Source organism: Psychrobacter arcticus 273-4 (assembly GCF_000012305.1).
GTDB lineage: Bacteria > Pseudomonadota > Gammaproteobacteria > Pseudomonadales > Moraxellaceae > Psychrobacter > Psychrobacter arcticus.
The window spans coordinates 1,068,976-1,081,934 of sequence record NC_007204.1 but is presented as its reverse complement, the minus strand read 5'-3'; the positions used below and the strand labels follow the sequence as shown (position 1 = coordinate 1,081,934).

10 protein-coding genes are annotated in these 12,959 nt (G+C 44.4%); 3 read left to right on the top strand and 7 right to left on the bottom strand.

Annotation, left to right across the window (positions count from 1 at the left end; genetic code table 11):
• Positions 1–81: 81 nt before the first annotated feature.
• The 6 genes from PSYC_RS04695 to PSYC_RS04670 form a co-directional block, all read right to left on the bottom strand.
• Positions 82–864: an enoyl-CoA hydratase gene (locus PSYC_RS04695; RefSeq protein ID WP_011280179.1), complete on the bottom strand. Its 783-nt coding sequence runs from the start codon at positions 862–864 to the stop codon at positions 82–84.
• A 45-nt stretch (positions 865–909) separates the two neighbouring features.
• Positions 910–2,070, bottom strand: a complete 1,161-nt coding sequence (locus PSYC_RS04690; protein ID WP_011280178.1) for an acyl-CoA dehydrogenase family protein — start codon at positions 2,068–2,070, stop codon at positions 910–912.
• 199 nt (positions 2,071–2,269) lie between these two features.
• Positions 2,270–3,754, bottom strand: a complete 1,485-nt coding sequence (locus tag PSYC_RS04685; RefSeq protein WP_011280177.1) for a CoA-acylating methylmalonate-semialdehyde dehydrogenase — start codon at positions 3,752–3,754, stop codon at positions 2,270–2,272.
• Positions 3,755–4,038: 284 nt separating this feature from the next.
• Positions 4,039–6,084 (bottom strand): propionate--CoA ligase, encoded by a 2,046-nt coding sequence (locus PSYC_RS04680; protein ID WP_011280176.1) that lies wholly within the window; start codon positions 6,082–6,084, stop codon positions 4,039–4,041.
• A 194-nt stretch (positions 6,085–6,278) separates the two neighbouring features.
• On the bottom strand, positions 6,279–7,949 hold the full coding sequence (locus PSYC_RS04675) for a fatty acid--CoA ligase (protein WP_011280175.1): 1,671 nt from the start codon (positions 7,947–7,949) through the stop codon (positions 6,279–6,281).
• Positions 7,950–8,202: 253 nt separating this feature from the next.
• The gene (locus PSYC_RS04670; protein ID WP_011280174.1) at positions 8,203–9,348 is read right to left on the bottom strand and encodes an MFS transporter; all 1,146 of its coding nucleotides are present in this window, start codon (positions 9,346–9,348) and stop codon (positions 8,203–8,205) included.
• 592 nt (positions 9,349–9,940) lie between these two features.
• On the opposite strand from PSYC_RS04670, the gene PSYC_RS04665 reads away from it, so the two are divergent.
• Positions 9,941–10,363 (top strand): hypothetical protein, encoded by a 423-nt coding sequence (locus tag PSYC_RS04665; protein WP_011280173.1) that lies wholly within the window; start codon positions 9,941–9,943, stop codon positions 10,361–10,363.
• A gap of 110 nt (positions 10,364–10,473) precedes the next feature.
• On the top strand, positions 10,474–11,220 hold the full coding sequence (locus tag PSYC_RS04660; RefSeq protein ID WP_011280172.1) for a hypothetical protein: 747 nt from the start codon (positions 10,474–10,476) through the stop codon (positions 11,218–11,220).
• Positions 11,221–11,249: 29 nt separating this feature from the next.
• Here PSYC_RS04660 and PSYC_RS11365 read toward each other — a convergent pair whose 3' ends face one another.
• Positions 11,250–11,405 (bottom strand): hypothetical protein, encoded by a 156-nt coding sequence (locus tag PSYC_RS11365; RefSeq protein WP_406621530.1) that lies wholly within the window; start codon positions 11,403–11,405, stop codon positions 11,250–11,252.
• A 203-nt stretch (positions 11,406–11,608) separates the two neighbouring features.
• On the opposite strand from PSYC_RS11365, the gene ychF reads away from it, so the two are divergent.
• The gene (gene ychF / locus PSYC_RS04655) at positions 11,609–12,700 is read left to right on the top strand and encodes a redox-regulated ATPase YchF (protein WP_011280171.1); all 1,092 of its coding nucleotides are present in this window, start codon (positions 11,609–11,611) and stop codon (positions 12,698–12,700) included.
• Positions 12,701–12,959 lie beyond the last annotated feature (259 nt).

Here is a 12,959-nt window from a genome sequence, read left to right as displayed (position 1 = left end):
AAAAGTGACCTACAAAATGAAAAAGTGAGAAAATATTATTTTGGTTAAACTGACTGTTGGTTAAAATAACTGAAGTATCGTTTACTTATTTTGCCAAACAGGCTTACGCTTTTCTAAGAACGCTTGCACACCTTCACGCTGATCTTCAGTATCAAATAATTTAACAAAAGCTTCACGCTCATGAATAAGGTTTTTCGCAGGTGGTGTGTGTCTTGCTGCTTGGATAAGCGCTTTAGAATAACTGACCGCAACCGGTGATTGCTTAGCGACTTTTTGCGCCAATGCCTGAGCTACTTGTAATCCTTCACCTTTCGCAGCAACTTCTTCGACTAAGCCAATGCGAAGTGCGGTTTGGGCATCGACGCGCTCGCCGCATAATATCATGCGCTTTGCCCAGCCCTCGCCCACTAAGGCCGTTAGATTTTGTGTACCACCGGCACATGGCAATAAACCAACACCTGCTTCAGGTAGCGCCATTTGGGCATGGTCTTCTGCGATACGGATATCACAAGCGAGCGCACACTCAAGACCACCGCCCATCGCATAACCATTGATAACCGCGATACTAACGCCGCGATAGGCTGACAGCGCCTCAAATGCTTCACCAAAGGCTATCGCCATACTGATCGCACGACCTTTATCACCATCTGCAAAATTATTTAAATCAGCACCCGCCGAAAAGAACTTTTCGCCATCGCCATGTATAATTAAGGCATATACCTCATCATTGGCATTGAGATCAGTGACCAGCTGCTTAAGCGCCTTGAGACTGTCCATCGTCCACGTATGAGCAGGTGGGTTATTTAGGGTTAGCGTTGCAGTATGGCCATCAATCGATAGTTTTAAGTTGGTATAATCCGTCATGATCAAACATCCTTATCATAAAATCATTTTATTCATATAAACAGGTTAACGCAGTTGGCTCAGTGCCTCGTCTTGTAAGAGCTGACGCGAGACAATCACGCGCATAATCTCATTGGTGCCTTCCAAAATCTGATGCACGCGCAAATCTCGCACATGACGCTCAAGCGGATACTCATTGAGATAACCGTAGCCACCATGCAGCTGCAAAGCTTCGTTGGCGACATCAAAACAAAGATCCGTCGATAAACGCTTTGCCATCGCGCAATAAGTAGAGGCTTGCACATCATTATTGTCGACTTTACTGGCCGCTAAATAGAGCATTTGCCGTGCGGTAATGGTTTGAGTCAGCATATCGGCAAGCTTAAACTGTACCGACTGTAAGCTGGCAATCGGGCTGCCAAACTGACTGCGCTCTTGGACGTAATTGGTCGCTGTCTCTAGCGCCGCTTGCGCTGTCCCTACCGCACAGATACCAATATTAATCCGGCCACCATCAAGTCCTTTCATGGCGATACGGAAACCTTGACCTTCTTCGCCGATGAGGTTTTCTACTGGAACTTTGACATCTTTAAAGCTAATCGTCCGTGTTGGCTGGGCCTTCCAGCCCATTTTATGCTCGTTTTTGCCGTATTCAATACCAGCACTGTCTGCATCAACGACGAATGCTGAAATCCCCTTTGGTCCTGCGCCGCCCGTACGAGCCATAACGACCAATACATCGGTTGAGCCTGCACCTGAAATAAAGGTTTTTTCGCCGTTAAGGACATAATACTCGCCTTGCTTATCAGCTTTGGTACGCAGTGATGCAGCATCAGAACCGGCATTGGGTTCCGTCAAACAATAACTGCCCAGCCATTCGCCGCTGACCATGTTGGGCAAATATTTCTTGCACAACGCATCGCTACCAAACTCACCGATCATCCAGCCTGCCATATTATGAATACTCATATAAGCAGCCACCGCGGTATCACCCCATGCTAGCTCTTCAAAAACCATGGCAGAATCTAAACGCGGCAGACCCAAGCCATCATACTCAGGGTTGGCATATAACCCTAAAAATCCAAGCTCGCCTGATTTTTTGATGACATCTATTGGGAAATGCGAGGTGCGATCCCATTCAGCGGCATTGGGCTTAAGCTCTTTTTGGGCAAACTGTCTGGCAGTTTGGCGAAAGGCAATTTGGTCATCGGTTAATGAAAAATCCATGGGGTCATCCTTGTGCTGAATAGGGTATGTTAAGTCGTCAGTGCAAATATATAGTCGGTGAAAAGTAATATCGATACAACACATACTGCTGGTGCAAATTTTTCTTGCTTGCTGTGCCTACGCAGACAGAGTCTGCAAAAAATTTACACCAGCAATACGGTAGCGACTTTAAAGTATTTCAACTATAGGTGACTCAGCATTAAATTGAAATAGTCGTGTTGACGCCGCGACTTGCTTCATCATCAAACCAGCGCGCCGTAACGGTCTTGGTTTGGGTATAAAATTGCACCGCTTGCTTACCATAAGGACCCAAATCACCAAGCTTACTAGCGCGTGAGCCTGAAAACGAGAACATCGGTAGTGGCACAGGAATCGGCAAGTTAATACCGATTTGACCAACCTGAATGTCTTGTTGAAATTTATGCGCCGCAGCCCCTGACTGAGTGAAGATAGCCGTACCATTACCATGCGGATTGGCATTGAGTAGCTCAATCGCTTCATCTAAGCTGTTGGCACGCATGATACACAGAACAGGTCCAAAGATTTCTTGCTGATAAATTTGCATGTCGCTTGTGACATTATCAAAGATAGTTGGACCAACAAAATTGCCCTTCTCATAACCCTCAACTGTAATGCCACGACCATCAAGTATCAAGCTCGCCCCTTCTTCTACCCCTGTGCCAATCAAATGCTCAACACGCGCTTTTGCCGCAGGAGAAATCAGTGGACCCAAATCTTTATCGTGCTTACCTGCTGAGACAATTAAACCCTCTGCTTTGGCCTTAATGTCATCAATCCACTCACCAGCGGCACCGACAAGGACAACAACAGACAGCGCCATACAACGTTGACCAGCAGCGCCAAATGCCGCACCTGCTAGCTGATTGAGTGTTTGCTCTTTATTAGCATCCGGCAAGATAACGCCATGGTTTTTTGCACCCATCATACACTGTGCGCGTTTGCCTGATTGACTGGCACGCTCATAAACATGTTTACCGACGTTGGTCGAACCAACAAAAGAGACTGCTTTAATATCCGGATGATCACAAATCGCGTCAACTGTGGCTTTGCCGCCATGCACGACGTTTAGCACCCCTTCAGGCACGCCCGCTTCAACCGCAAGCTCAACTAAACGCATGGTCACCATTGGGTCTTGCTCAGAAGGCTTTAGGATAAAAGTGTTACCCGTGGCAATCGCCATTGGGAACATCCACAGTGGAATCATCGCTGGAAAGTTAAACGGTGTGATACCTGCGCAGACGCCAAGTGGCTGCCAGATGCTGTAAGTGTCAACGCCTGAAGCGACATTTTCAACGAAGTCGCCAATCTGCAAATTCGCAATCCCAGCAGCATGCTCCACCACTTCTAAACCACGAAATACATCACCACGCGCATCAGCAATCGTTTTGCCCTGCTCTGCAGTCAAGATTTCTGCCAGCTCATCCATATGATCACGAATGAGTGCTTGATACCTTAAGAAGATACGCGCACGCGTGGTGATTGGGGTCTTACGCCATGTTTGAAAAGCTTTTTGAGCGGCAGCGACGGCTTGATTGATTTCATCGTCTGTGGTTTGCGGAACTTTAGCGATAACTTCTTGAGTGGCAGGATCGGTAATGTCAATCCATTCGCTAGTATTAGAATCAACGAACTGACCATTGATGAGCTGCTTAACGTGGTGCATAAGATATCCTTATCTTGTTAGCAAGACTGCCATTAGATGACGTCTTAGAATATTGAAGGTTTTGAATTTATCATTTTATTATATAATTTTAAAATGATTTATTTCGTATCGTTATTAACTATACCAATAAAACAATTTTAGGGTCAAGCCCTTTATGATTCTTTTAACAAAGTTAATGTCACTGTATGACTTATCTACTAATTTCATCAAATGATTAAAACCAATAAAAAAGAACTCATGAATATTCATGAGCTCTTTCAGATAAACGAGATTCTAAAACATGCTTAGTAATCTTTCATTGATTGCTTGACCGCATCGATAGCCGTTGGGTTATCAAGGGTAGACATATCACCAGTGGGTTTATTCTCTGCTAATGCCCGAATGGCACGGCGCAGGATCTTGCCAGAGCGCGTCTTTGGTAGTGCTTGCGGGAAATAGATCGCTGCAGGCCTTGCAATACCGCCCAAGGATTTTACCACCGCGCCAATCACTTGCTGCTCAAGGCGGAAACGATTTTCAGTCGTTGCCACCAGTTCATAATCTTTGAGCACACAAAAAGCAATCGGTAGCTCGCCCTTTAGCTCATCTTGAATACCCACAACCGCACACTCTGCGACCTCTGCATGCCTACTGATCGCCTCTTCAATCTCTTGGGTGCCCAGTCTATGCCCGGCGACGTTGATGACATCATCGGTACGACCAAGAATATGAAAATAACCATCTTCATCGACCACGGCATAGTCTGACGTCGAATATTGATTGCTATCTGCTAAGCTAAAATAGCTGTCAATAAAGCGCTTATCATTACGCCAAACCGTGGTTAAACAGCCCGGTGGTAAGGGTGCGCGAATCGCAAGCAAACCTTTTTCACCCGCTTTACACGGCTCGCCGGTTTCTTCATTGATAACCTGTGCATCGTAGCCGTACATAGGATAACCAGGCGAGCCTTGTTTATGCGGTTTATCATTAAATCTGGGCGTATTACTCAAAATAGGCCAACCCGATTCCGTCTGCCAATAGTGGTCTAAAATCGGTACGCCTAAATGCTTGGTCAGCCAACTGGCAGTAGATTCATCTAGTGGCTCACCTGCCAAAAAGAACGATTTGACGCTTGAGACATCGTAGCGCGTCATCCATGTCTCATCTTGTTTTTTAAGCATACGCACACCGGTCGGCGCAGTGAACAAAATATTGACCTTGTTGGCTTCCACAATTCGCCACCAAATACCAGGATTGGGTTGATGAGGCAAGCCTTCATATATGATACTGGTCATGCCAGCGAGCAATGGCGCATAGATGGTATAAGAATGCCCAACTGCCCAACCGATATCAGATATCGCCCAAAACGTCTCGCCTGCCTTACCATCATATATATAATCCATCGATGTAGTCAGTGCTACCGCATGACCGCCAGTATCACGCTGCACGCCTTTGGGTGTGCCCGTCGTACCAGAAGTATAAAGCAGATACGATGGCGTATTGGACTCAAGCCATACTGGCTCGACGATAACATTGGCTTCACAGCTGATTCGACGCTCAGTGGCATAGTCCACATCCAGCTCTTTTACTTCAAATGGCAAAATACCACGATTGACCACCAATACATGCTCAGGCTTAACAGCCGCCTGCTCAATACCTTGATTGACAAGGCTCTTATAATTTATGACTTTACCACCACGCAAACCTGCATCTACCGTGATGACCATTTTTGCTTCAGCATCATCCATACGAATGGCTAAGTTATGCGCAGCAAAGCCGCCAAATACCACTGAATGCACCGCACCGATACGCGCACATGCGAGCATTGCATAAGCTGCCTCTAAAATCATCGGCATATAAATGATGACACGATCGCCCTTCTCAATACCGTGACGCTTTAATACGTCTGCAAAATAATTAACTTCTTTATAAAGGTCATTATAAGTCAAACGGCGCTTAGTATAGTCGGTATAAAACTCAACGTTATTCCCCAAGTCTTTAAAAGCATCGATCACAGCAGGATATGTTTCTATGAGTTCTTGATTAATCTCTGATGACAGCCAAATAAAGGCATCTTGCTCTGCACGTTCTTCAAGGTGACGATCGACACAGTTATAACAAAGATTGGTTTCGCCGCCGACAAACCACTGCGCAAATGGCAAATTACTGTCATCAAGAATCTGCTCAGGCTCTTTGTGCCAATAGATACGCTTAGCTTGCTCTGCCCAAAACTGCTCTTTGTTTTCAATAGAAGACTGATAAATATCAGCAAAGTTTTGAGTGGTAGTTGGTTTCTGAAACGTTTGGGTTGACGTTTGATTGGTCACTGCAGTGGCGGTTTGCGCGCTCATAATAGCTGTCCTTAGCATAAATGATGGGTGATGCGATATGATGTGTCCGATAATATCATAATATAAGACTGGCCATCCTTGCCAAAACTAAAAAACCGATACGATTTGTATCGGTTTAAACTGTAGCAGAGCCAATCATAAAGGTCAACTATTAAGCCCGTTATCTGCTCAATAGTTGCGCCGCTTTAAAAAATCTATACCTCGGACTGATTGGCATACATCTCACGCATCACTTTTTTGTCATGTTTACCAACAGAGGTCTTTGGTAGCTCATCGACAAACTTAAACTGACTGGGCACACCGTATTTTGGAATGATGCCGCGGGCCACTGCCTGCTCAGCCAGCGCTTTGATGTCATCGACTTTGGTATCTTGGCAATTTGATTTGAGTACAACCAATGCTAGTGGACGCTCGCCCCATTGCTTATCACGTACGCCAATCACGGACACATCCGCCACCGCAGGATGTAGCGATAAAATCGTCTCAATCTCTAGCGAGGATATCCACTCGCCACCTGATTTAATCACGTCTTTTAAGCGATCCGTGATTTTAATATAGCCATCAGGGCGTATATAGGCAATGTCTTGGGTGTGCATATAACCGTTTTCCCACAGTTCTTTGCCAGCGTCGTCATTTTTTAGATAGCTTTGGGTCAACCACGGTGCTCGTAATACCAGCTCGCCTGTATTTTCTTGACCAGTACCGACTGGCTGATTGCTTTCTCCCCACACTTGGGCATCTACCATAAGCACAGGTTTACCAGTCATACAGCGGCGAGCAATATCCTCTTCTTCACTCAGCAGCGGCTCATTAAGACTAAAATCCGTCAAGCTAATCAAAGGCGCTGTCTCCGACATACCGTAACCGGTATATACCTCGATACCCTGATCCATCGCCGCTTTTGCCAAGCCCTCAGTTAATCGTGAACCACCAATAATCATTTTTAGACCATTAAAGCTGGCATCACGGTCTTGCGCTTCTTTGAGTACCATTTGCAAAATCGTCGGTACACAATGGGTGATACTGACCTTTTCATTGATAATCAAATCCATCAACAGATTCGGTGCATAACGCCCAGGATATACTTGCTTGAGACCCGTCATAGTAGCCGTAAACGGAAAACCCCACGCATGGACATGGAACATCGGCGTCATGGGCATATACACATCGCCATAGCTGACTCCTTGCTTGTTTGGCAACATGCCAATGGATGCCGCTTCAGTCAGCGTATGCAGTACCAACTGACGATGGCTGAAGAACACCCCTTTTGGATCCCCTGTCGTACCTGAGGTATAAAAAGTCGTGGCAATGGTGTTTTCATCAAAATCTGGAAAATCAAAATGGTCATCAGCGGCAGCAAGTAGCGCCTCATACTCACCTTTGACGCGGTTCTGATTGCCACCGAATACCCCATCAGAGGTCACGCCATTATCATCCAGCCAAATGATGTGCTCAATGCTAGAGTTTTCAAATTGATAATCTTTGACCAATGGCGCAAATTCAGAGTTGAGTAACAGCACTTTAGGCTTCGCATGATTGATGGTATAGAGAATTTTTTCGGGGGACAGTCGGATATTAACCGTCTGCAAAATGTACTCTGACATCGGCACTGAGAAGTAGGATTCAAGATAGCGATGGCTATCCCAATCCATCACTGCGACCACATCACCAGCAACAAGGTTCAAGCCGTCTAAAACATTCGCCAAGCGATTGATACGGTTAAACAAGTCTTTATAAGTAAAGCGTTTTTTATCCGCATAAACGATTTCTTGATCTTGTGATACGGTTTTGGCACGGTTTAATAACTGCTTAACCAGCAGCGGAAAATCATAGGCTGATGGCGCACTGTGATAGATATTTGACATAAATTTAACGTCCTTATTTATAGTATTTTTGAATGCAGATAAAAACCGATTGACTGGCTGTCGGTCGGTCATAATTACATGGTAATATTTTTATTAATAACCTCTTGATAGTAAGAAAAATCCAGCCTCATGTCTAGCCTCATATAAAGGCACGACACCTAAGTAGCACAATACTCAGTATTCGAAAATAATCGTTTCTCAATCTCTCAGCTTGTGATAGCTTATTTTATCTCTTATGTTAGTTTGTCTGGTATTAGGCAGGACGCGGTTTTGTTTTTATCATGCCAAAACTTGCCACCAAAAGTGCCAATACTTGCACAAACAATAATAGCCAAACAGTCAGTGACCATTGTCCACGTGCATAAATGATGCCGCATAGCCATGCGCCCATAGTGCCGCCCGCATAATAAGCCATGTAATATAAACCTGAGGCTAATGAGCGACCTTTTTTGACATTGACTGCAATATAACTGATGGTCGCCGCTTGGGTGATAAAGACGCCTGACGACATAATAGCAAGCCCAACGACGATACCCCATAATGGAGTGACCAGTGTTAATAGCGCCCCGAGCATCGAAAAAATCACTGCTACTCGGACGGTGCGTGCTGCTCCAAATCGACGTAATAATGTGGTCGACAATGGCGTAATAATCACTCCGATTAAATACACCGCAAAAATATTAGCAAGTGCACCAGTGCTAAGCTCATAAGGCGTGCCAGCAAGATGCAGATTAATAAAGGTAAAGCAGCCCACGAGCGAAAAAAGCACGCAAAAACCTAGCAAACATGCCGTTACGACATAACGATTGGTCAGATGCTCACCAAGTGTCTGCATCGCTGAGCGAAAGTTTGGATTGGCCACAAAATGCTGCGATGATGGCAACATCTTACCAACCCAGAGTGCACCGATGAGCGTCATGGCTGCCATCACATAGTAGCCATGACGCCAGCCAATAAACTCATGCAAATGCCCCAGTAAAAACCGCCCCATAAAGCCGCCCAGTACCGAGCCTGAGACATAGAATGACATAAGCTCTGTAACAGCCCGCCCCTCAAACTCCTCACCGATATAGGCAATGGTCACCACCGTGATGCCTGGGACAGACAACCCTTGCATAAAGCGCCACATGCCAAGCCAGCCTATACTCGGGCTTTGGGCGATTAAAGCGGTGGGTATCGCTAAAAACAACAATGCTCCAACAATAAAGGATTTGCGCCCGACAGCATCCGACAGCATCCCCAAAAATGGTGACATAATGGCAATCGCCATCACTGTTGCGCCAACAATCATCCCTGCCTGCACTTCAGTGGCTGAAAAATCCATCATCAATACTGGCAAAACCGCCTGAATAGAATATACCTGCAAAAAAGCAAACATCCCAATCAGACCAATAGTCATCTTCAATACCCATGAGGGCGAATCAAAAGGCAACGGTGCATCAGGTATTTGGCTATTTTTATTGGATAGCTTATCAGTATTAGTATCTGCATTGGTACTGTTTTTAGCATCGTTGTTAATCGTATTATTCAAAATAGTGCTGACTATATAGCGGCCTTTTTAGCTTGGGCTAGATCGGCGAAAGTGATAGGGATAAGGAGTATCGCAAAAAACAATATGTTATTTTATCATAATAGCAAATACACTCAGGTGTCTGTATGTTGTTTACGCGGCGTTATCCATACTAAATATACATCTTCTTTTTCAACATTGATAGCTTCTACAGGCGCAGCTGTGAAGCAAGACGTTATTAACTGTATTTTCATCGCAGCGCATTAATAAACAGCGGATAAACTCAATCGTCTATTGAGTCAGCGCAGGTAGGGTGCTATTTTACAGTCCCTATTTATATATGCCGCTTGCTAGTAACATAAATGGGGTTAAAATAACGATTTGTCCGTATTTTACCTACAGTTATGCCCCTAGTTTCAGCCATATGTTGCTTACCGCTTTACCTAAAACGCTATGCTCAATTTTAAAAAGGATGTGATTCATGATTAACACCAAAATATATAAGTCCGTTTATACCTTGGCTGAAAAGCTACTCGAAGCCGATAGAAAAGGACATCAAGAAGCCTTTAATTGGCTATATAGCGAGTTAAAAACAGTTTGTGTTGACAATGAAAATACTGATAAAGACCACCCAGAACAATGGGAAACCTTGGCTGATTTCACCGCAGAGTTAGACGAAGCGTTAGTCATTTATGATAAGGCGCTAGAGAAAGCCAAAGCCATCAACTCAAAAGACCATCTGTCATCCATTGCGTTTTCTATGGCAGTTATCCAAGTTGAATTGGGGCAAAAAGACGCCGCTATTACTAGCCTACAAAATGCAAAAATTACCGCCAATAAAATCGAAGACAAAGAGTTTAAAGCGGAAATTGATGAATTGCTTACTAAATGGTTAGCCGAGTAAACAACCCAAACTGTCAATTCAGTACCAATTCAGTACCAACACAACATCGAACCAATACATTTCTACATTCGTATATAGTTTAAGAAAACAAACCATAAGGATGAGTATTAATGAGCGATAAAATCATAGATTTGGGTGCAGGATTTTGGAACATTCGTGGCACGTTTCGCTTAGGCGGTGTGCTAAATATCGGTACGCAATGCTCATTGGTTAAGCTTGCGTCTGGAAGGTTTATTTTTTTAGACAGTTATACCTTGACTGATGAAGTACGAGCGCAAGTGATGGCGCTGACCAATAATGGGCAAGATGTCGAAGCGGTGCTTAACGTTCATCCTTTTCACACCGTGCACTGCGCGCAAATGGCCAAAGATTTTCCGCAAGCTACCTTTTATGGCAGTAGTCGCCATCATAAAAAAGTGCCTGAAATGCAATGGGCAAAGGATTTGGTCGAAAGTGATGCGGTCGCTGAGCGTTATACTGAGCTTAAGTTCTCAATGTCACAAGGCATTCACTATATCGCACCCAATGAGATGATTCATGCAGGTTCGCTACTGGTGTTCCATCCTGACAGTAAGAGCTTACATGTCAATGACACTTTTATGAGTCCACCAACCAAATTACTAGAAGCGATATTGCCTGAGCTATTGCTGCATCCAACGACCAAAAAAGCGCTAAAAAATGAGCCTAACGCTGGCAAGCAATACTGTGATTGGGTGACCAAGTTGGCACATGATTGGCGTGATACTCAGAATTTTTGCGCGGCTCACTCCTATTTGGTTAAATTTAAAAATCGCGAGTTTGAAAAAGCCTTGTTAAAAGCCATTGCAAAAGCACGACCTAAGCTTGAAAACACTTAACTAATGATTTGTTTTTCTAGGGCGTGTCCTCAATTCATCTTGCAATGAATTGAGGACACGCTATCGATATAACCAAGCTGTCCGAGCGGATGAATAATCTTGGTCAACTGACTTTTAGATATATGATAGCTATTCGCAATATCACTAATATTTACCAATAGAGTCGGCGCAGGCTTAGTCGCCAAATATATTAAAACACTTTAACCATGGTAGATTAGCATAATATAAAAACCGAAAAGGCGGCTCATACGGCGCGATGGAATGCCACTCAACCAGTATAACAACCTCACCCATATTGGGTTAAATTTGCTACAATACGCCCAATTTTGATTTCACATTTAATGAAGTTTTAAGCGAATTGATTCTATTACTATATTGAGAGACTATTATGGGTTTTAATTGCGGCATCGTCGGTCTACCAAACGTGGGTAAATCCACCCTGTTTAATGCCTTGACCAAAGCGGGTATCGCCGCTGAAAACTTTCCATTTTGTACCAAAGATCCCAACACGGGTATCGTTCCTGTACCTGACCCACGCCTAAAGAAACTGGCTGACATCGTTAACCCTGAGCGCGTACTACCAACGACGATGGAGTTTGTTGATATCGCAGGTTTGGTCGCTGGTGCGTCAAAAGGCGAAGGCATGGGCAACCAATTCTTAGCCAATATCCGTGAGACCGACGCCATTGCACACGTCGTACGTTGCTTTGATGATGACAACGTCGTACACGTCGATGGTCGCGTCAGCCCGATTGATGACATCGAAACCATCAATACTGAATTGGCATTGGCCGATTTAGAAGCCGTTGAGCGTGCTATTTTTAACTTAACCAAAAAAGCCAAGGGCGGCGATAAAGACGCGCAAGCCATGCTTGATATCTTCAAAAAAATCGAACCATTATTAGCAGAAGGTCAAGCCGCACGCGCCGCCAATCTAGACGCTGATGAGAAAAAATTGATCAGAAGTTATGGTTTAATTACGCTTAAACCTACCATGTATATCGCTAACGTCAGCGAAGATGGCTTTGAGAATAATCCCTATCTTGACGCAGTACGTAACTATGCGACTGGCGAAGACTCTATCGTTATTGCGCTATGCAACCAAATCGAATCTGAAATTGCCCAGCTTGATGAAGATGATAAAAAAGACTTCTTGGCTGAGATGGACATGGAAGAAGCGGGTCTTGACCAAGTGATTCGTGGTGGTTATGATTTGCTTGATATGCAAACTTACTTTACCGCGGGTGTTAAAGAAGTACGCGCATGGACAGTCGCCGTTGGTGCAACCGCACCTCAGGCAGCGGGCGTGATTCATACCGATTTTGAGCGCGGCTTTATTCGTGCTGAAGTGATTGCTTATGACGACTTTATCGAACACAACGGTGAAAAAGGTGCTGCTGCTGCCGGCAAATCTCGTTTAGAAGGCAAAACCTATATCGTACAAGATGGCGATGTGATGCACTTCCGTTTTAACGTTTAATAGCAGATAGCTTGCTTACACAGCCTTAGCATAGAATAACCAAAAGCCAGCCTCGATGCTGGCTTTTTTTATTATACTATAGTCAGTAAAAAGTCATATCGATACATTATGTACTGCTGGTATGAATTTTTTGCAGCCTCTGTCTGCGTAGGCACAGCAAGCAAAAAAAATTCATACCAGCAGTACCGTAGCTTTTTTAGAGTATTTTGACCATAGCAGTACTAATTTTTAAAAAACCTTAAGATAATCTAAAAGAACA